Source organism: Arthrobacter sp. P1_B3 (genome assembly GCF_056406615.1).
Genome location: NZ_JBFTZV010000031.1, coordinates 23,983 through 44,244 on the forward strand (window position 1 = coordinate 23,983; position 20,262 = coordinate 44,244).

Below are 20,262 nucleotides of genomic sequence, written 5' to 3' on the forward strand. Positions count from 1 at the left end.
CGCAATGCAGGTAAGAAACGCAGGGAACGGCCGATTAACGCCAAGTCATTAACAGCTGTGGTGATTTAACAGCTGTGGTGATGGAGCGCGACGACGGACTACTACGCCCATCCTAGTGGCATCACGGTTGGGGAGTCAGTAACGCCACAGTCTCCATGTGATGGGTGTGCGGGTACAGGTCGAAGGCACGCAGCCCGGCCATCCCCCAGCCGCCCTGCCGGAAGTAGCCGAGGTCGCGGGCGAACGAGGCCGGATCGCAGGAGACATACGCGATGGCCCGGGGACCGGCATCGATCAGCTGCTTGACTACCGCTTTGCCGGCGCCGGCACGCGGCGGGTCCAGGATCAGTGCGTCGAAGTTGCGCGGTTTCTGCCGCAGCACCCGTTCCACGCGGCCCTGGACGATCTCCACCTGGGCTGCGTCGTGCAGGTTCTTGCGTGCATCACGGCTGGTTCCGGGTGCCCCCTCGACCGAGAGCACGGATCCGGTCACGCCCACGGCATCGGCCAGCGGTGCCGTGAACAGCCCGGCACCGGCGTACAGGTCCGCCACCACCGAGCCCGGCTCGAGGTAGCCGCCGTCGTGCAGGAAGCCGGTAACGGCTCCGACGAGCGTCTCCGGGCCGTCCCGGTGGATCTGCCAGAAACCGTCGCCGGTAACCCGGTAGTCGTGGCCCGCCGCAGACTCCTGGACATAGGTACGGCCGCGCAGCTGCAGCACCTCGCCGGTGGCCGGGTCCAGGCTGGCCACCGAGACGTCGTCGGGCAGCTGGGCCAGGATGCCGCCGAGCCGCTTGGACCGGGTTCCCGGGGCGGGCACCAGCAGCACCAGCGGCCGGGAGCCGTTCGCCGGGGCGGCGACCTCGACCCGTTCGATGCCCTGCAGGTCGATTTCCCAGAGCCGGAGGGCGTTGATGCCCGCCACGGCCAGCGGCATTTCGCGCACGGGCAGGATGGCATCGGAGCGGTGGGCGTGCATGCCGAGCTTGCCCGCCGGCGTCACGGCAAAGCCGGCACGCGTCCGCCAGCCCAGGCCGGACACGGCGGCGCCAGCAGCGCCGTCAGTTGCGCCGCCGGCCCCGCCGTCGCCGGCCGCCGTGCCGACGGCTTCGACTGTGATCTGCCCTGCGGGCGAAAGGTCGACGCCGGCCAGCCGCTTGAGCTGTTCGGCCAGGACGTCGGCCTTGAGGCTGCGCTGGCGGGCCAGCGAAATGTGCCCAAGTTCGGCGCCGCCGACGGGCGGATGCCGGTGCGACCAGGAGCGCGCGGAATCGGCGAGGTCCCAGAAGTGGGGCACCCGGTCCGGCGAGGGCTCCAGGACCTCCACCACATCGGCGCGCCAGAACTTGGCGGCGGGGCCGTCGTCGGTGAGCCTGACCCTGACCCTCTCGCCGGGAATGCCGTGCCGGACGAACACGACGCGTCCCTCGTGCCGGGCAACGCAGTGCCCGCCGTGGGCGACGGGTCCGACGTCGACGACGAGATCGGTGTGGGCGTGCGTCCGGGTGTCGGGGGTCATTGGATATCCTGCAGTTTCTTGGCTTCTTCGGACGATTTCAACTGCCATGGCACGCTACACACCATGACGCCGGGCTCGAAGTGCAGCCGGGTCTTGATGCGCAGCGCGGTCTGGTTGTGGACCAGCTGCTCCCACCATTTGCCCACGACGTACTCCGGGATGTAGACCACGATCAGGTCGCGCGGCGAATCCCGGCGCATGTTCTTGATGTACTCCATGATCGGAGTCACCGTTTCGCGGAAGGGGCTGGCAAGCACGGTCAGGGGCACCGGGATTTCGAGCTTCTCCCAGTCCGCGACAGTCGCCTCGGTCTCCTCGGAACTGATGTCCACGGTAATGGCGTCCAGCCGCGACGGGCGGGAGGCCCGGGCATAGGCCAGGGCGCGCAGGACCGGCTTGCGCACGTGCGAGACGAGCAACACGGCGTGCACCCGGGTGGGCAGCGCGCGCGGCGAGGAGTCCTCGTCGACGGCGAGTTCCTTGGCCACGTTGTCATAGTGCGCCCGGATGCTCCACATGATCAGGAACAGCACGAACATGGCCAGCAGCGCGATCCAGGCCCCCTGTGTGAACTTGGTGATCAGGACGATCACCAGGACCAGGGCGGTCATGCAAAAGCCCACCGTATTTATGGTCCGGGACTTGATGATGCGCCGCCGCACGGCGGGGTCCTTGGACAGTTTCAGTTCCCGGCCCCAGTGCCGGATCATGCCCAGCTGGCTCATCGTGAAGGAGATGAAGACGCCCACGATGTAGAGCTGGATGAGCTTTGTGACGTCGGCGTTGAAGGCGAGGATCAGGACGATGGCGCCTGCCGCCAGTGCCAGGACGCCGTTGCTGAAGGCCAGCCTGTCGCCACGGGTGCGCAGCTGGCGCGGCAGGTAGCCGTCCTGGGCCAGGATGGAGCCGAGCACCGGGAAACCGTTGAACGCCGTGTTGGAGGCGAACACCAGGATGACGCCGGTGGCGGCCACCACGATGTAGAACGGGATGGAGCCTGGGCCGAAGACGGTCTGCGCGATCTGGCTGATGGCCGGATTCTGGATGTACCCCTCCTCCAACGGTTTGCCGTCCAGGAGGAATTCCGTTGCCGGATCCAGCACGATGTGCACATTGGTGGCGTTGGCCAGGTAGATGATGCCGGCGAGCATGGCGGAGGCAATCACGCCGAGCAGCAGCAGCGTGGTGGCTGCGTTCTTGCTCTTGGGCTTCTGGAAGTTGGGCACACCGTTGCTGATGGCCTCGACACCGGTCAGGGCCGCGGCGCCGGAGGAGAAGGCCCGCAGCAGCAGGAAGGCGCCGGCGAGCCCGACGAGTCCTTCGTCGAAGCCCGGCTCCGGCACGATCTCGAACGCCGCCGACGGCGCCTGCCCCAGCTGGCCGGTTACCGACTGGAAAACCCCGACGGCGGTCATGCCGAGGATGGAGGCCATGAAGATGTAGGTCGGTACGGCGAAAACGCTGCCGGCTTCCTTGATGCCGCGCAGGTTCACGAGGGCCAGGATGATGACGCCGATCGTGGCAATCGCCGCCTGCTGTCCGTGCAGCGAGGGCACGGCGGTGGTCAGGTACGTCGCGGCCGAGGACATGGACACGGCCACGGTCAGCACGTAGTCAACCAGCAGCGCCGAGGCCACGGTCAGGCCTGCATACTTGCCGAGGTTGACGTTGGCGATCTCGTAGTCACCGCCGCCGGAGGGGTAGGCGTGGACGTTCTGGCGGTAGGAGGCCACGACGGTCAGGAGCACCACCATGACGGCGAGACCTACCCACGGCGAGAGGGCCACTGCGCTCACGCCGGCCAGGGCCAGGGTCAGGAGGATTTCATCGGGCGCATAGGCCACGGAGGACAAAGCGTCCGAGGCGAAAATGGGCAGCGCGATCCGCTTCGGCAAGAGGGTGTGGGCCAGACGGTCGTTCCGGAAGGGCTTGCCTACCAGCACCCGCTTCACGGCATTGAAAATTGTCAGCACCACACAAAACTAGTCTGATTCGGACGCGATGTCATGACGGCGAAGTTGGCGTCCGCAAGGTCGTCGCCCGGCGCCCCGTGGCCGTGGCCTCCCGGCGCCGCGTGGCCGGTAGAGTTTTACGCAGTATCAGACGCAGAACCAAGAGGAGGCCCATGTGGCGCACTTCGTGATCATGGGTTGTGGCCGTGTCGGGTCAACCCTGGCACACACGCTCGAGGACGCCGGCCATTCGGTGGCCATCATCGACCAGGATGACCGCGCCTTCCGGCGGCTCCGCACAGGGTTTTCCGGACGGAAGGTCACCGGGGTCGGGTTTGACCGCGAGACGATGAAGCGGGCCGGCGTCGAGGAAGCCTATGCCTTCGCCGCCGTTTCCAGCGGCGACAACTCCAACATCCTCGCCACCCGGGTGGCACGGGAGACCTTCCACGTTCCTCATGTGGTGGCCAGGATCTACGATCCGGGCCGCGCCGAAATCTACCAGCGCCTCGGCATTCCCACGGTCGCCGCGGTCCGCTGGAGCGCCGACCAGGTACTGCGCCGCATCCTGCCCGAACAGCACATCGCCGGCGACTACCGGGAGCCCTCGGGCCGGCTGGTCCTCGCCGAGGTTGACCTTAACCCCGACTGGATCGGGCACCCGATCTCCTCGATCGAGAAGGCGGCCGGCATCCGGATCGCGTATCTGACCCGGTTCGGTGAGGGCATGCTGCCCGCTGCCAGCACGTCATATCAGGACGGCGACACCGTCCACGCCATGCTGAACGTGGACCGGAGCTCCGAGATCGGCCATATTCTCGCCAAATCCCCCGCCAAGGAGTCCTGAGTGAAAGTCGTCATCGTCGGTGCCGGAAGCGTCGGTTCCTCGATTGCCCGCGAGCTGTTGGCCCACAAGCACGAAATCCTGCTGATCGACGAGAAGCCGGAGGTCATCGGCCGCAGCGGGCTGCGCGGCGCGCACTGGCTGGTCGGTGATGCCTGTGAGCTGAGCACCCTGCAGGACGCCAAACTCGAGGACGCCGACGTCGTGGTCTCCGCCACCGGTGACGACAAGGTCAACCTCGTCGTCTCGCTGCTGGCCAAGACAGAATTCGGCGTCGGGCGCACCGTCGGCCGGGTCAACAACCCCAAGAACGACTGGATGTTCGATGACTCCTGGGGCGTCGACGTCGCGGTCAACACCCCGCAGCTCATGACCGCCCTGGTGGAGGAGGCGGTGGAGATCGGTGACCTCGTCCGGCTGCTGACGCTCCAGACCGGAGTGTCCTCGCTCGTGGAGTTCACTGTCCCGCACGACTCCCATGTGATCGGGCTGACCGTGGGCGATGTCCAGTGGCCCGAGGACTCCACTCTCGTGGCGATCCTGCGGGACCAGGCGCCCATCACGCCGAGCCGCGACGACGTGATCGACGGCGGCGACGAACTGTTCTTTGTCACCACGATCGCGGCCGAGGACGAACTCCGCGCCCTGCTGGCACCCGAATCCCCGCTTGAGGACCAGCACCCGGTGACCTCGGACCAGCACCGCCACGGCACCCAGCCGGCCGCGGACGACGGGTTCGACGGCTAGGGCGGTTCCGCTCTCAATAGTTGCGATATCAGTTATGGCCGTTCCCAAGGCTGGGAAACGGCCATAACTGATAGCGCATCAGGTCAGTTGGGCTCTTTGGCTCCGGCGGGCACCGGGGCCGGCCGGGTGAGCAGCCAGGCAATCCAGATGCCGAGGATGTAGAGCGGGGCGCCCATGAGGAGCCGGGTGGTGGCGAGGGMGGCGAAGCCCTGCTCCCCCATGAAGTACAGCGGCACCTGCACCACGAGCCGCAGGACCAGCACGGAAACTATCACCCAGGTGCCGATGCTGTAGGCCCTGACCCGTTTCGGGTCCTTGCGCCATTCCAGGCCCTCGTTGCGGATGAAGCCGAAGAGCAAGCCGGCGATCGGCCAGCGCACGAACACGGAGATGGACATGGCCAGGATGTAGCCGATGTTGGTGAAGAACCCCAAAACATAGAAGTTCTCTGCCTTGCCGGTCGAGGTGGCCAGCCATGCGGAGAGTCCGACGCCGATGAAACCCGCCAGCGCCTGCGTCAGCGGTTTGCGCTGGAGAAGCCGTGCCACGGTAAAGGCGGCGGCCACCGCCAGGGAAGCGATGACAGCCAGCGTCAGGTTTTCCCTGTCGATGGTGAAGGCAATCAGGAAGACGAGGCCCGGCAGGATGCTCTCGGCGATGCCCTGGATGCCGCCGGCGCTCTTGAGCACGTCGATGTTGCCGTTGCTCGACCGGTGCAGGCCGGCCTTGGCCGCGTAGTCCTGGGCAAGTTGGGCGACGCTTGGCTGGGCTGCGGCGGGCTGGGCTGCGGTGGGCTCGGAAATGTCCCGGTTGCCGCCCCCGGCTTCCCCCGGCTCCTGCCGGCCGGTGTCCCTGTCTTCCCGCTGGGGGGCCAACTCGGGGGGTTCTGGCAAGGTCATTGCTCCTCCTGGCGGGAGAGTATTTCGTAGCGGGGATTGAAGATCGTGGGCAGCCCGTCGCGCATGGTGACCATGCCCTCGAGCCGGAGCTCCGTTCCGGCGTCGACGCCGGGGATCCGGCGCCGGCCCAGCCACACGACGCGCAGCCGTTCCTTGGGCCCGGTGGGCCGCTGGCGCTGCGCGCTGGGACGCACCCGGTGGGTGGACACGCCGTTGGCGGGCAGGCTGCTGGCCGTTCCGGCGCCGGCTCCGGCTTTGGCACTCAGGCCCGGGAAGCGGGTGACGGGGGCGGGCGTATCGTGATCGATCAGGATCGCGATGAAGGATGCCACCTGGTTGGCGGGCATGTACGTGACGGACTCGATGAAGCCATGGCACAGCACCCGCCCGCGGTCCGGCAGGTCCCGGACCGACACAGCGGCGGCGGCTTTCCTGCCGGCGGCATCAGCCAATCTGGGTTATCTCCGGTCCGCGTTCGGGCTGTTCGAACTCGGGGGCCGCCTGCGGCGACGGGGCGGCCGCGGTGTCCTTGGGCAGGCGCAGCTGGAGCAAATCGCGCGGCGGCATGGGGTTCTCGCCGCGGACCACGACGATCTGCCGGAACAGCCCTTCCAGCCCGGCCGCGGCGTCGCGGTCCAGGGCTGCCTCGCCGCCGAAGACGCCGCGGAGGAACCAGCGCGGGCCGTCGACGCCGATGAAGCGGGCCACGCGGTACCCCTGGCTGCCGTCCGCGCCGCCGGCGGGAAGCTTGGCCACGAGTTCGGTRCCGAAGCTGCCCTCAACCTCCTCGACCTGGCCGCCCTGGCTGCCGACCGACTGGCCGATCTGCTCACGGATTTCGTCCCACAGGCCCTCGGAGCGGGGGGCGGCGAAGGCCTGCAGCTGCAGGCTCGAGCCTTCCAGGTCCATGGTGACGGCGACGACGCGCTGGCTCGCCTCTTCAACTTCCAGGCGGAGCTGGAGTCCCTCACGGGGTGCGATCAGCAGCGCACCGAGGTCCACGTACCCGTCCTGGTCGTCGATTTCCGAGACGTCGAAGGGACCGGTCGCGGCCCGGCCGGCGGTTTTGGCTGCGTTCCCGGCCGGCGTCGCGGCGGCGTCAATAGCAGCTTCCGTGGCCTCGCCCGGCTCTGTCGGTTGCTCCTGCTTGGCTTTCCTGCCGCGCCCAAAAACCATGGGGTGTCTCCTTCAGTTGTGATCCTGTGCCGCCGCCCGGCGCCGTCCTGGCGCCTGTCCGCGTGGCCGCCCGCTACCCTGCGGCCGCCTGCTCATTTTTTTCTGCACCGCTGATCTTGCCTCAGCGCCTGCCTTGCTTCCGTGTCTCATTGCTTCAGTGCCTGTGTTGCTTGGGTGTCTGTGTTGCTTTAGTGCCTGTATTGCTTTAACGCCTGTGTGGCACGGCAAACCCTGAACGGCTCCCGTGGCCAGGCCGGGCCTGCGCTCAGGCCGGTCCGCCGAAACCGCCGGTCGAGCCGAAGCCGCCCCCGCCGCGAACCGAGCCGTCGAGCTCCTCGACCGGGAGGAATCTGGCGTACTCCACACGCTGAATGACCATCTGTGCAATTCTATCGCCGCGACGGAGCTCGATCGCTTCCTCCCGGTCCGTATTGAGCAGTGTCACCGCGATTTCTCCGCGGTAGCCGGCGTCTACCGTGCCAGGGGCGTTCACAACTGTCAGTCCGTGCTTGGTGGCGAGGCCGGACCGGGGGTGGATCAGCGCAACGAAGCCATCCGGGAGCGCAATCGAGACGCCCGTGGGAACGAGGCGGCGCTCCCCCGGTGCGAGGACGACGTCCTCGCGGGCGCGAAGGTCGGCGCCGGCGTCCCCCGGGTGTGCATACGACGGCGGCTCAAGCCCGTCGTCGAGCATTTTCAGCTGTACCGTCAAGGTGGGCGTTCCGTAGGCTGCGTCGCTGGCCGTCAATGCGGCACTGGCGACGGCGGTGTTTTCTTCAGTCACAGTCCCTCACTCTAACTCCCGTAGGGATCATCGTCCTAGCCGCCGCTGGCCTGCCCGCGCACGCCGCCCACGGGATTGGAGCGGGCTCGATGCGGCGTTGGAGCCGGCCGTGGGGCCGAGATGAAATACCCCGGGAAAGATGAAAAGCTGTGCTTATGCCCGAATCCAGCGCAGCTGCGCCTGCACCAAAGAACGCCCCGAGCGACTCCACTGTCCTTTACGCCGAGAAGCTCTGGCCGAACTTCTGGATCTGGCTGGTGTCGGCAGGGTTCTCCAGCGCAGGGATCCTCATGCTGGCACCCATCAGCATCTGGGCCGGCATTACCGCGGCGATCGTGCTCTTCGTCGTCATTTCCGTGCTGCTGGTGCTGTCCACGCCGTCAATCACTGTCACCAGGACCACTCTGAAGGTGGGCCGGGCCTCGATTGAACGCGGGTTCCTGGGCAAGGCCACGGCGTTCCGGGGCAAGGAAGCGACGGCGGAACGGGGCACGCGGCTCAATGGGCTGGCGTTCTTGTGTATCCGCGGCTGGGTGGATCCGGTGGTCCGGATCGAGATCGAGGACCCTTCGGATCGCACCCCGTACTGGCTCACGTCCACCCGCCACCCGGAGCAACTTATCGCCGCGCTCAACTCCTAGTTCCTCTCCGCCTCCTACCCGCCGGGCACAGGGTTTTGATATCCGGGTTCCTGATCAGGGCTGCCGCCTGCCTAGCCCTCGCAATCCCTGCAGTACTTAAGGCCGTCCTTTTCGCGGGCAATCTGCGAACGGTGGCGGACGAGGAAGCAGGAGGCACAGGTGAATTCGTCTGCCTGGGCGGGCATGACCCGGACCAGCAGTTCCTCCCCGGACAGGTCAGCGCCGGGAAGTTCGTAGCCTTCGGCGAGGTCGGACTCATCTTCATCCACCACTGCGGAAGGCTTCTCCGTACGCCGCGCCTTCAGAGCCTCAATCGAATCCTCGCTGAGGTCTTCTTCGGTCTTACGCGGCGCATCGTAATCAGTCGCCATTATTTGTTGCTCACACTCCGCATTCGTTCGATTGATTCGCCGCTCCAGGTTGGCCCGTCGGGATGGTAACCCTGGGCTCCGGGAGCGGTTCACCGATGTCAACGCCGGACATGCGGTTTTTGTGCCCGGTGTCGGGTCATTTTTGCTTAAGCGCCTCCCGAATGCCAGAGCCCGCCGGTCCCCTTCCCACGATCTCTTCCGCACACCGGCCAAAACCGGCGGAAAGACGCGGAAAGTCGCGGAAAATCACGGCGCGCCTGCCGTCCTAACCCGAAATGTGTCCCGCTGGTGGCAGAGTTTCGATTGTTAGCAATGCCAGGGTGGAGGATTTGTATGCAGGATCTACGGCTTGTAGGCGTCCACGACGACGGAGAGCATCTCCTGTTGAGTGGCACCGGCGGCGAGATGTTCCAGCTGCCGATCGATGAAGCACTTAGGGTGGCAGCCAGCCGGATGTCGGCGAAGTCCGCGTCCAGCGCGGCCGCAGCCCCTATTGCCATGTCTCCGCGCGACATCCAGACCAGGATTCGCAACGGAGCCACCGCCGCCGAGGTGGCGGAGCTGTCCGGAATTCCGCTGGAGAAAGTCCAGCGCTATGAGGGCCCAGTCCTGGCCGAACGCGAGTACATCGCCCAGCAGGCCCGCAAGGTGGAGGTTGCCTCCCCCGCCCCGGGCCACGACGTCTACCGCTCCGTGTTCGGTGAAAACCCGGCGTCGCTCAGCGACATGGTCGAGCACCGCCTCAGGGCTTACGGCGTCGAACCCTCAACGCTGGAGTGGGATTCCTGGCGACGTCCCGACGGCAGCTGGAACGTGGTGGCCCGCTTCGAGCCCAAGCCCGGCGGTCCGGCCGGGATCGGCGAGGAGCCGCCGGCCATGTGGACCTTCCACCCCGCCCGGAAGTCCCTGCAAAACGCTAACCGCTGGGCCCAGCAACTGAGCGAACTCGAGCCGCTCGAGGGTCCCGTGCCGGCCCGGCGCCTCACGGCCGTCTCCGACCGGCCCTTTGACTTTGAAACCGATGCCGAGGCCGCAGCCCGCACAGCGACCGGCCAGCACAGCATTATTCACCAGATGCTTCTTCAGCAGGACAGGATCCACCAGGAACAGGACGCCGACGGGCTGCTGGACATGCTGCGTTCCCGCCGCGGCCAGCGGATCGGGGTGGACGAGGACGCGGATGACGCCTTGGCCACGCTCCTGACCACTGGCGTTCCCGCGGCCCACCCCCGTCCGGCAGAGGTGCCCGAGGCGCCCGAGGTTCCACAGGCGACGGAACCGCAGTCCATCTCCGAAGCCGCTGCGGCCGACGAACCCGACCCTGCCGAAGCTGACGCTGCCCTCATCCAACCCGGGCAGCCAGAGGTTCCGGCCCTGGAGGCCGCAGCCCCGTCGGAAACCGATGCCTTCGCCCGGCGCCGCGATGGAAGGCCGTCAATGCTTTCCCGCCTGAGCCTCGCTCCGCGCCTCCCGGAGGAGGACGATGCCCTGAGACTGCACGACGGCGTCAGCACCGAGACCCGGGAAGTCACCATCGCGGCCTCGCAGCTGCGCCCGGCGGGCAAAGCCCCCACCGCAAGCCCGGGCCTGGATGAATTGATCGGCGGCGGATCATCCCGGCGTCAGCACCGCGAGTCCCACGGCACTACCCGGAACGACGCCGGCACCGAGCAGCCGGAGCGCCAGCCGGCCAAGCCGAAGCGGTCCAGCGTTCCCAGCTGGGACGAAATCGTCTTCGGAACCCGCAACGACCAATAAGGGCGTCAGTCATGACGCCCAGGAACGCCTACGAACGGCTGCGACCCGCCGGGAAACCGGCCAGTCAGCCGCGCGGCGCTTTCTTGCCATCAGCCTGGAAGTAGAGCAGCGGCACTTCCCGCTCGGCTTTCGTCAGGGACCCGTGCTGGCCCACCACCTCCAAGGCAGTGGGCCGGACCCTGCGCGTATCGTAGAGCGCCAGCGAGTCCCGGGCCGCGATCATGATGTCACCGATCCGCAAGGCGGCCTCGGCCCGCACGTCACCGAACAGCCCGCCCGCGATCGCTTCCTCACGGGTGAAGGCCCATATTCTGTCTCCGAAACGGGACCGCCAGTTTGCCAGCAGGCGGGCGCGGGCGGCGTCGTCCCTTCCATCCTCGAGGTACAGGTGGACCATCCGCGGCTCCCCGGCGGTGTGGCGGACACCGGCCAGGAGCGCCGGCTCCGCGGAGTAGTCGATCCGCTGCGACTCGGGCACGTCCACCATGCCGTGGTCCGCCGTCAGCAGCACGGTGGTGCCGGCCGGCAGCGTGGCGTGGAGCCGCCGCACCGTGGCATCGAGTTCTTCGAGCTGGTGCTCCCACTGCGGTGACTGGCAGCCGTGGCGGTGCCCGGCCTTGTCGAGCTCATTGACATAGAAGTACATCAGCGAGGGCCCGGCGCCGGCCATGGCCTCGGCGGCCGCTTCGGTCCGGGCGTGCGATGTGGTTCCGGTGATGAAACGACCTCCGCGGAGCGCGGCCTCGGTCATAGCCGAGGTGCTGAACTGCGGGAGGCTGACGGTCGTGACATCGACGTGCTCCGCGGCCCTTTCGAAAACGGTGGGGAACGGCTGCCACGTCCGCGGGTCCACGCCGGCGTCCCAGTTGCCAAGCATGTTCACTACCCGGTCCTGATCCGGGTCCAGGACGTCGTAGCCCACCATGCCGTGCTGGCCCGCCGACAGTCCGGTGCCAAAGCTGGCGAGGGATGCCGCGGTGGTGGACGGGAAGGCCGAGTCCAGCGCCACGGGCACCTGGCCCTGGCCGGCCTGCACGAGGGTGCGCAGGAACGGGGTGTGGGCGATCTTCTGCTTCAACAGGCTGCGGCCCAGTCCGTCGGCCAGCACCACGCACACGCGTTTGGCGGGCGGAAGATTCAGTTTGTTTTCGAATCCCGGGACACCCAGGCTCGCCGCCGCGCTGGTCAGCACCTCGGCGATGGAGCGGTGCCCAAACGCCGGAGCGGCCGGGAGCGGGGACTGACCGACGCCGGCGGCCAACGGGGCGGGCAAGGCAGCACCGGCGGCGGCTGGCGAGGGACTTAGCAGCGGCTCTGGAAGCTGATCTTGGGCAGACGCGGGCTGACGGAGGTCAGCCATGTCAGCGCTGGTGGCCGCGGCTGAGGCGGTTCCCGAACACACCCATCCGCGGGCGGGGCGGCAGGCCGGGCCCGTTGTGCGGGACCGGGGCGGCGGAGCCGGTGTTCACTGCGCGCAGGGCACGGGCGAATAGCTTGGCGTCCTGCACGGCCTGCAGACCGTCCGCTTCGGCGCTGATCCGCAGGACGATGTCTTCCTGCGCGATGGTGCCGCTGTAGCCATGGTCGGCCTCGCACTGCGGGTCCCCGCAACTGGCCGGGCCCATATCGAGGCGCTGGCCGCCGGACCACGCGATGGACAGCGTCAGCTCCCGGACAGGGTCGGAGGGCTTGTAGTCCTGCGGCTGGGCGTAGACGTAGCTCAGGACCACCGAGCGGATCTGGGTGACGGGGACGGACTCGGTCGACACCTGGGCAACGGTCTGCTCACCGGCATCATCGAGCTGCTGGTCATCGACGTGGGTGATGACCAGCATGTCCTCGGTCAACACCAGGACAGTGATATGGCGGCGGACCTCGGCGCGGTCGAAGTGGGTCTCAAGATGCACCAGATGGGCCACGCAGTCGCGGCCATCCAGGGCATCGGCGACGACGTCAGCCACGAGCCGGGGATAGAAACCGGCCTGCTGGAGCGACCCTTCCAGGCTCTGGCCCTGCGCACTGTGGTCATGGAGGCCGTGGTGGTGCGCGGTCTGGCGTGCGGGGGCGGTCGCCAGGGGCTTGGGTGTTGGAGGCTGGGAGCTCATAGTCTCCATTTTCACAGATCGGCTGGGGACTTGCTAACTGCACGGCCCCGGACGCGGGCGTCGGCTGAGGCGGCTGACCGGGCCGGACCCGCAACAACGGGCCTAGCTGCGCATCGCCCGTCGCGCACTGTCCGTCCGCTGGGCGGCGTTCGCGATCCTGACGTCGGCGGCAAGGATCGAGGCGCCGTCGGGCCCGGCTAGGACGGGATTGAAGTGCACCAGCGCGATCTCCGGATGGTTGTCCTTGAGCCTGGTGAGGCGGGCGGCGAGATCCTCCAGGGCCGTGACGTCTACGGCGGGGAGGCCCTGGTACCCGAAGAGCTTCCGCGACGCCCGGGGCGCCCGGATGAAGTCCTGGACGTCGGAGCCGGAGAGCGGCGGCACGCGGTGGGCCCAGTCATCGAGCAGGTTCACGGCGTCGCCGGCCAGGCCGAAGGAGATCACGGGCCCCAGCAACGGATCTTCAATGGCACGGAAGGTGCAGGCCTGCCCCACGGGCACCATCGTCTGCACTTCGAGGGACGGGGAGCCGTACCGCTCGAGCGACTTGCGCATCTGGTGCACGTTGTCCCGCAATGAATCGGCGTCCTGGATGTCCAGCCGCACGCCGCCGAGGTCCAGCCGGTGCCGCAGCGCCGGATCCGTGGTCTTCAGCGCCACGGGCCAGCCGAGCTGCTCGGCCGCTGCCACGGCCTCCTCCGCCGTCTCGAACCCGACGGACGGGACCAGCCGGATGCCGTAGTGGCCCAGCAGCCGCGCGGCCGTGTCCTGGTCCAGCCGGACGAGCTGCTCGCCGCCCACATTGCGCAGCAGCTGCTCCAGGTCCGCCCGGGCAGCCTCCGGGTGGCACCCTTCGGGTTCCACGAACAGGCCCTGATCCCGGTCCAGCCACTGGGCGTAACGCACGACGGCGGCCAGGGCCGCCACCGCCGCACCCGGGTTGGAGTAGCACGGAACAGGTGGAGCCAGCAGGAGCTGGTGTGGTTGCTCCGGTTCGGCGCCGACCATGCCTTCCACGTAAATGGAGGGATCAAGAATTCCGCTAAAGGCAGCAACCACCGGTTTGCCCGCCGCCGCGGAGCATTCGGCCAGCACGCCCGCGATCTTTTCGACCGTGAGACCGCGCGCCGGAAGCAACGCCACCACCGCCGCATGCACAGTGTCCGCGGTGAGGGTTTCCTGCAGGCTCCGCCGCAGCGCCGGCAGCGCCCGGGACATGCCGGCATCGAGGTCAACGTCGGCAACAATCCGCTCCACCCCAAGCCCCTGGCGGGCGGCGCTGTCCGCGACCACCTTGCCCAAGGCGCTCGAGTTGCTGAAAACGGCGATCCCGGCGCCCTTGGGCAGCGGCTGGCTGGACACGATCTGGGCGACGTCCATGAGCTCTTCGATAGTCTCGACCCGGATCACGCCGGCCTGCCGCATCATGGCGTCCAGTGCTTCCGGGGGCGCCTGGGTGGTGCGGACGGCGTGCCCCGGCGGCAGGTTCAGGCCCATGGCGTCGGACTTGGCCACAATCACCGGCTTGGTCCGGGCCAGGCGGCGGGCCAGCCGGGAGAACTTGCGCGGGTTGCCGATCGATTCCAGGTACAGGCCCACCGCCGTGGTGTCGGCGTCGTCCTCCCAGTACTGCATCATGTCGTTGCCGGAGACGTCGGCCCGGTTGCCGGCGGAGAGGAAGGTCGAGATGCCGACCCGGCGGCGGCTGGAGGCGGCGTAGAGGGAGACGCCGATCGCAGCCGACTGGCTGAACAGCCCCAGCCCGCCGCGGCGGGCCAGGGCCGGTGCCATCGAGGCGTTGAGGGACACGGCCGGGTTGGTGTTGACGATGCCCAGCGACGCCGGACCGATCACGCGCATGCCGTTGGCGCGGGCCTGCCGCACTAGTTCGCGCTGGCGGGCCAGGCCGCGTTCGCCGTCGTCCGCGTACCCGGAGGTGGCCACGACGATCCCCTTGACTCCGGCGGCGGCGCATTCCTGGACCACTTTGGGGACCTCGTCGTACGGGACCGCGATGATGGCGAGCGTGACCGGGCCGGGCACGTCGGAGAGCCGGGCGAAGGAGAGCATGCCGGCGAGTTCCAGGGCCTCCGGGTTGATCGCATAGACCGGGCCGCTGAACCTGCCTTCGATGACATGCTCGAGGAGCTGGTAGCCCACGGTGCCCCATTTGCGGCTGGCTCCGATCACGGCCACGGACGACGGGGCGAGCAGTTCCTGGATGCTGCGGGCCTCGGCGCGGTGCTCGCGGGATTCCATCACGGCACGGGACTTGTCGGTGGGGTCGATGTTGAACTCGAGGCTGACCACGCCGTCGTCGAAGTGCCGTTTGACGTCGTAGCCGGCATCGGAGAAGACCATGAGCATCTTGCGGTTCTCCGGGAGCACCTCGGCGCTGAACTTGCGGATCCCGTTCTCGCGGGCGGCGGCGGCGAGGTGTTCGAGCAGGATCGAGCCGATGCCGCGGCCCTGGTGGGCGTCGGCGATGTTGAAGGCGACCTCCGCCTCCGCCGGGTCATTCAGCCGGTCGTATCGGCCGATGCCCAGGATCTCGCCGCCAATGGTGATCACCAGGGCCACCCGGTCCTTGAAGTCCACCTCGGTGAAGCGCTTGAGTTCCTTGCTGGAAAGCTTGGACTTGAAGGCGAAGAAGCGCATGTAGATGGACTTCTGGGACTGGCCCACGTGGAAGGCCTGGACCGCGTCTGCATCGGAGGGGTGGATGGGGCGCACATGCGCTGTGCCGCCGTCGCGCAGGACAACATCGGCTTCCCAATATTCCGGATATACGCCGTCCGCCGGCTGATCCACCATAGGCTTAGCCTAGTCATAAACTTACGCAGTACCCGTTCAGCACCCCTCAGAAGGATCCACCAGCCTTATGGCACGCCGCCAAACCACGCCCCCGGCAGGGGAAGCCAGTCAGGATTTCACCGAGAACATCGTCGATATCGATGTCACGTCCGAGATGGAAGGCTCGTTCCTCGAGTATGCCTATTCGGTGATCTACTCGCGGGCCCTCCCGGACGCCCGCGACGGGCTGAAGCCCGTACAGCGGCGCATTCTCTACATGATGTCCGACATGGGGCTGCGCCCGGACCGCGGCCACGTCAAGAGCGCCCGCGTGGTGGGCGAGGTCATGGGCAAGCTGCACCCGCACGGCGACGCCGCGATCTACGACGCCATGGTGCGCATGGCCCAGGACTTCTCCCTGCGGCTGCCGCTGATCGACGGGCACGGCAACTTCGGCTCGCTCGACGACGGCCCCGCGGCCCCCCGCTACACGGAAGCCCGGCTGGCAGCCGCGGCCCTGACCCTCACGGACCACCTCGACGAGGACGTCGTCGACTTCGTTCCCAACTACGACAACCAGCTGACCCAGCCGGAGGTGCTGCCGGCCGCGTTCCCCAACCTGCTGGTGAACGGCGCCACGGGCATCGCCGTCGGCATGGCCACCAACATGGCCCCGCACAACCTCATGGAAGTCATCGCCGCCGCCCGGCACCTGATTGAGAACCCGGACGCCACTCTTGAGGACATCATGAGGTTCGTCCCCGGCCCGGACCTGCCCACCGGCGGCCGGATCGTGGGCCTGGACGGCATCCGCGACGCCTACGCCACGGGCCGCGGCTCCTTCAAGACCCGGGCAAAGGTGGACATCGAGCAGCTCTCGGCCCGCCGCACCGGCCTGGTGGTCACGGAACTGCCGTACATGGTGGGCCCGGAGAAGGTGATCGAGAAAATCAAGGACGCCGTCAACGGCAAGAAGCTCACCGGCATCAGCGACGTCGTGGACCTCACGGACCGCAAGCACGGCCTGCGCCTGGTCATTGAGCTGAAGAACGGCTTCAATCCCACAGCCGTGCTCCAGCAGCTCTACCGCTACACCCCGATGGAAGACTCCTTCGGCATCAACAACGTCACCCTGGTCGACGGCCAGCCGCAGACCCTCGGGCTGCTCCAGTTACTCTCGGTCTACGTGGACCACCGGATCAATGTTGTCCGGCGCCGCACCGCCTTCCGGCTGGGCAAGAAGAAAGACCGCCTGCACCTGGTCGAGGGCCTCCTGGTCGCGATCGTGGACATCGACGAGGTCATCCAGATCATCCGGTCCTCCGACGAGGTTGCCGCGGCCCGGACGCGGCTGATGTCCATTTATGATCTCTCCGAGATCCAGGCCAACTACATCCTGGAACTGCGGCTGCGGCAGCTGACTAAATATTCACGGGTCGAGCTGGAGAAGGAGCAGGAGGAGCTCCGCCGGGAGATCGCCGAGCTGGAGGCTATCCTGGGCTCCCCTGCGCTGCTCCGTACCCTCGTGTCGGACGAGCTCGGCGAGATCTCTGAGAAGTACGGCACACCGCGCCGGACCGTGCTGCTGGAATCCGAGGCCGTCTCCCCCACCGTGGCAGCCGCAGTTGGTGCAGCCACCGGGGCCAAGGGCAAGGCCGCACCGCTGGCCCTTGAGATCGCGGACGATCCTTGCTGGGCCATCCTCACCGTGTCCGGCCAGATCGCCCGCACCGCCAGCCAGGACAGCCTGGCCGAGGCCGGTCCGCGGACCCGGCATGACGTTTTCTCCTCCGTGGTCAAGACCACCGCCCGCGGCGAGATCGCAGCAGTGACCTCGCAGGGCCGCATGCTGCGCCTGCAGGTCATGGACATGCCCGTGCTGCCGCCGACTTCGGGCACGCCGAACATGGCCGGCGGCGTACCGGCCAAGGATTTCATCACGCTCCTCAAGGGCGAGTCGCTTATGGCCTTCGCGCCGCTGGACCAGGTCCTCGCGATCGGAACCGCCCAGGGAGTGGTCAAGCGGGTGCAGCCGGACTATCCGCTGAACCGCGAGGACTGGGAAGTGATCGCGCTCAAGGACAAAGACACCGTGGTGGGCGTTGCACCCGCCGGGTCCGACGACGACGACCTTGTCTTCATCACGCGCCAGGCCCAGCTGCTGCGGTTCAGTGCCTCCGCCGTCCGCCCGCAGGGCCGGACAGCGGGCGGCATGGCCGGGATCAAGCTGGCCGCCGGGGACCGGGTGATGTTCTTCGGGGCCGCCAGTCCCGCGGACGCCGCCGCCGTCGTCGTGACCATCGCGGGGACGGACGGCGCCCTACCGGGCACGGCCCCCGGGGCTGCGAAGGTCACCGCCCTGGCCGAATACCCGGTCAAGGGCCGGGCCACTGCCGGGGTGCGGGCACACCGCTTCCTCAAGGGCGAGGACACGCTCCTCCTCGGCTGGGCCGGTCACGGTCCGGCCAAGGCTTCCTCACTCGCCGGTGTGGCCCGCTCACTGCCCGGCGAGCACGGCCGCCGCGACGGCTCCGGAATCCCGCTGTCCCAGGCGATCGACGCCATTGGACCCAGCATGGCGTGGTCAGAGGAACCCGAAGCCGGCACCGACCCGTAGCCGCGGGCACGCACGAAGCCCCGGGGATGCACGAGGCCCGGGGGTTGCATGAGGCCCGGCCGGAAACGCTTTCGCGATCCGGCCAGGCCTCGTGACCTTGGGTTGTGTTCGGGCCGCCTGCCCGGGGTCTCTGTCCGTTCGCCGTCTTCGGGCTCAGGGACGTGGCACCGTGTCCGGCAACCTCAGTCCCGGCAAGGCCGTGCCAGCATCCACCGGCCAGGCGCTAGGTCAGGGAGACGAGGCTCAGGATGTTGCCCTCCGTGTCCAGGAACCACGCGGCCGAGCTTCCGTCCGGAGTGGTGGCGATGCCGCCCTCGGTTTTTAGGCCCGGGAAATCGTATTCCTCGAAAACGACTCCCTTGGCGCGGAGTTCCGCAACGGCGCCCGGCACGTCATCGACCATCCAGCCGATCTGCGTGTTCTTGGCTGTTCCGGCATTGGGCGTCTGGTACAGCAGGAACGCGGTTCCTCCGCCGCATTTGTACTGCAGGTTGTCCTCGGCGTCCGGGTTTTCGGGTTCGAGCCCGAGCTTATCCCGGTAGAAATCCCGTGCACGGGCGATGTCCGCTGCCGGTAGCACTGCGCCGACTTGCTTGTCCTTGAGCATGGCTATTCACTTTCCAGGCCCGCCCCCCGGAAGGAATAATACTCCTCCACGTGCCGCACGTACCTGAGAAACTGAAGGGCGTTTCCCGCGGCCGCCGGCGGCATGGCCGGGACGCCAGTCCGCGGTGCAGCGGACTGCTGACTGAGGTGCGGCGGTCACTGCACAGGTACCGCCGTCTAGCTGTCGTGGAGCCGTCGCGGAGCCGTACAGGGGTGCCTTTGTCACCTCCGCCTGGGCCGTGGTCATGCGGCCGTCACGAGGTCGTCTGGTCGGAAGTAGTGGTTCCGTCTGGGTTGCYGGCGSGGGTCGAGGTGGGGTGGCGGGATGAACCAGGGRATCCCGGTTTTGAGCCGGATGGTCCAGTGTTCCTTGTGGATCACGTGGTGGTGGTGGGAGCARAGCAGGRYYCCGTTSTCYGTCCCGGTGGTCCCGCCGCGGGACCAGTAGGTGATGTGGTGGGCCTCGCACCAGGGTGCGGGGATGGTGCAGCCGGGAAAGGCGCAGCCCCGGTCCCGGGCCGTGATGGCTTTGCGGAKGTGCGGCGGGAAGACCCGGGAGGCGCGGCCGATGTCCAGGACCCGGCCCTCGCCGCCGAGGACGACCGGGATGATGTCCGCGTCGCAGGCGATCTTCCGGATCGTGGAGGCGGTGACGGGCCCGGTGAACAGCAGCRCCCCGGTACCCGTCCCGGTGCCCGTCCCGGGCTGTCCGGTGTTTGCTGTGGCGCCRGGGGTGTTCTGCAGCCGGGTGAGCAGGTCCCGGTAGTCGATGGTCGCCATGACCTGGGGGCGGAGCCCGCCGGCGGCGGGCAGCGTTCCGGCGGCGAGGGCGACCTTGCACGCGCCGACCAGTCCGTCGAGCAGCCTCTGGGCCCGGGAGCGGAGGTCCAGGGCCGGCAGCGCGGGGTCCTCWTCCGCGGCGGGCTCATCGCCGGGGCCGGGCTGGTGCTCCGGGCTGGTCGCGGCAGCCGAAGCGCCTGCACCGKTCGAAACGTCGGAAGCMGAAGCGCCTGCACCGGACGGGKCGTAGTCGGCACGGGATACGCAGGCCGATGCCCCGGCGGCAGCAGCACTGACCGAAGCCTCACCGGAGGCCGCGCCGGCGGCCCAGTCGCCGCCCGAAGCGTCACCGGAGGCCGCGCCGGCGGCCCAGCCGTCGCCGGCGACCGAAGCGTCACCGGAGGCCGCGCCGGCAGTCCAGCCGTCACCGAACGCCGTGTCTGCTGAGCAACCGTCGCCGGCGGCAGTGGCGCCGGCGGCGGACCTCTCGGCGGTGTCCGTGGCCGGGGAGGTTCCGGTGTTGCCGGTGCGGGGGTTGGTGGCGGTGTTCATGACGGTCAGGAGGTGTTCGAACTGTTCGGTGGTCGCGAAGATCTCGAGGTGGTGCAGGCCGTGGCGCCGGCGGCGGATGAAGGCGCCCTGGAGCTGGCGCAGCAGTTCCTCGGAGGGC

17 protein-coding genes are annotated in these 20,262 nt (G+C 68.1%); 5 read left to right on the forward strand and 12 right to left on the reverse strand.

Annotated elements, in window-relative coordinates; all coding sequences use genetic code 11:
* Window positions 1–121: 121 nt before the first annotated feature.
* Window positions 122–1,519 carry a class I SAM-dependent RNA methyltransferase gene (locus AC1D2F_RS21365; RefSeq protein ID WP_364744484.1) on the reverse strand — a complete coding sequence of 466 codons (1,398 nt, stop codon included), beginning with the start codon at window positions 1,517–1,519 and terminating at the stop codon, window positions 122–124.
* On the reverse strand, window positions 1,516–3,492 hold the full coding sequence (locus AC1D2F_RS21370) for an APC family permease (RefSeq protein WP_229993290.1): 1,977 nt from the start codon (window positions 3,490–3,492) through the stop codon (window positions 1,516–1,518). The genes AC1D2F_RS21365 and AC1D2F_RS21370 overlap by 4 nt, the downstream gene beginning before the upstream one ends.
* 154 nt (window positions 3,493–3,646) lie before the next feature.
* Here AC1D2F_RS21370 and AC1D2F_RS21375 point away from each other — a divergent pair, with 154 nt between their 5' ends.
* On the forward strand, window positions 3,647–4,318 hold the full coding sequence (locus AC1D2F_RS21375; protein ID WP_229993267.1) for a potassium channel family protein: 672 nt from the start codon (window positions 3,647–3,649) through the stop codon (window positions 4,316–4,318).
* Complete coding sequence (locus AC1D2F_RS21380; RefSeq protein WP_229993266.1) at window positions 4,319–5,062, forward strand: potassium channel family protein; 744 nt, start codon at window positions 4,319–4,321, stop codon at window positions 5,060–5,062.
* A gap of 83 nt (window positions 5,063–5,145) precedes the next feature.
* Here the strand turns inward: AC1D2F_RS21380 and AC1D2F_RS21385 are convergent, their stop codons facing one another.
* The 4 genes from AC1D2F_RS21385 to dut form a co-directional block, all read right to left on the reverse strand.
* Window positions 5,146–5,961, reverse strand: a complete 816-nt coding sequence (locus AC1D2F_RS21385) for a DUF3159 domain-containing protein (RefSeq protein ID WP_476967662.1) — start codon at window positions 5,959–5,961, stop codon at window positions 5,146–5,148.
* Entirely contained in the window at window positions 5,958–6,413 is a 456-nt protein-coding gene (locus AC1D2F_RS21390) for a hypothetical protein (protein WP_229993264.1), read from the reverse strand. The genes AC1D2F_RS21385 and AC1D2F_RS21390 overlap by 4 nt, the downstream gene beginning before the upstream one ends.
* Entirely contained in the window at window positions 6,406–7,137 is a 732-nt protein-coding gene (locus tag AC1D2F_RS21395) for a DUF3710 domain-containing protein (RefSeq protein WP_229993263.1), read from the reverse strand. Before AC1D2F_RS21395 ends, AC1D2F_RS21390 begins: the two co-directional genes overlap by 8 nt.
* 265 nt (window positions 7,138–7,402) lie before the next feature.
* Entirely contained in the window at window positions 7,403–7,921 is a 519-nt protein-coding gene (dut, locus tag AC1D2F_RS21400) for a dUTP diphosphatase (RefSeq protein ID WP_229993262.1), read from the reverse strand.
* 155 nt (window positions 7,922–8,076) lie between these two features.
* On the opposite strand from dut, the gene AC1D2F_RS21405 reads away from it, so the two are divergent.
* Complete coding sequence (locus AC1D2F_RS21405) at window positions 8,077–8,562, forward strand: DUF3093 domain-containing protein (protein ID WP_229993261.1); 486 nt, start codon at window positions 8,077–8,079, stop codon at window positions 8,560–8,562.
* 71 nt (window positions 8,563–8,633) lie between these two features.
* Here AC1D2F_RS21405 and AC1D2F_RS21410 read toward each other — a convergent pair whose 3' ends face one another.
* Window positions 8,634–8,933, reverse strand: coding sequence for a DUF4193 domain-containing protein (locus AC1D2F_RS21410; protein WP_229993260.1), 300 nt, complete (start codon window positions 8,931–8,933; stop codon window positions 8,634–8,636).
* Between the two features lie 333 nt (window positions 8,934–9,266).
* Here AC1D2F_RS21410 and sepH point away from each other — a divergent pair, with 333 nt between their 5' ends.
* A complete protein-coding gene (gene sepH, locus AC1D2F_RS21415; protein WP_229993259.1) occupies window positions 9,267–10,691 on the forward strand; it encodes a septation protein SepH in 1,425 nt (474 codons plus the stop codon).
* 64 nt (window positions 10,692–10,755) lie between these two features.
* Here the strand turns inward: sepH and AC1D2F_RS21420 are convergent, their stop codons facing one another.
* The 3 genes from AC1D2F_RS21420 to AC1D2F_RS21430 form a co-directional block, all read right to left on the reverse strand.
* A complete protein-coding gene (locus AC1D2F_RS21420; RefSeq protein ID WP_229993258.1) occupies window positions 10,756–12,051 on the reverse strand; it encodes an alkaline phosphatase family protein in 1,296 nt (431 codons plus the stop codon).
* Between the two features lies 1 nt (window position 12,052).
* Window positions 12,053–12,796 carry a DUF5998 family protein gene (locus tag AC1D2F_RS21425; RefSeq protein WP_229993257.1) on the reverse strand — a complete coding sequence of 248 codons (744 nt, stop codon included), beginning with the start codon at window positions 12,794–12,796 and terminating at the stop codon, window positions 12,053–12,055.
* A gap of 102 nt (window positions 12,797–12,898) precedes the next feature.
* Window positions 12,899–15,610 carry a bifunctional acetate--CoA ligase family protein/GNAT family N-acetyltransferase gene (locus tag AC1D2F_RS21430; protein WP_364744474.1) on the reverse strand — a complete coding sequence of 904 codons (2,712 nt, stop codon included), beginning with the start codon at window positions 15,608–15,610 and terminating at the stop codon, window positions 12,899–12,901.
* Window positions 15,611–15,677: 67 nt separating this feature from the next.
* On the opposite strand from AC1D2F_RS21430, the gene AC1D2F_RS21435 reads away from it, so the two are divergent.
* A complete protein-coding gene (locus AC1D2F_RS21435) occupies window positions 15,678–18,206 on the forward strand; it encodes a DNA gyrase/topoisomerase IV subunit A (protein WP_364744471.1) in 2,529 nt (842 codons plus the stop codon).
* 223 nt (window positions 18,207–18,429) lie between these two features.
* Here AC1D2F_RS21435 and AC1D2F_RS21440 read toward each other — a convergent pair whose 3' ends face one another.
* Window positions 18,430–18,813 carry a VOC family protein gene (locus AC1D2F_RS21440; RefSeq protein ID WP_229993254.1) on the reverse strand — a complete coding sequence of 128 codons (384 nt, stop codon included), beginning with the start codon at window positions 18,811–18,813 and terminating at the stop codon, window positions 18,430–18,432.
* 242 nt (window positions 18,814–19,055) lie between these two features.
* Window positions 19,056–20,262: HNH endonuclease (locus tag AC1D2F_RS21445; protein ID WP_476967663.1), on the reverse strand; the 1,207-nt coding region annotated here is incomplete at its 5' end.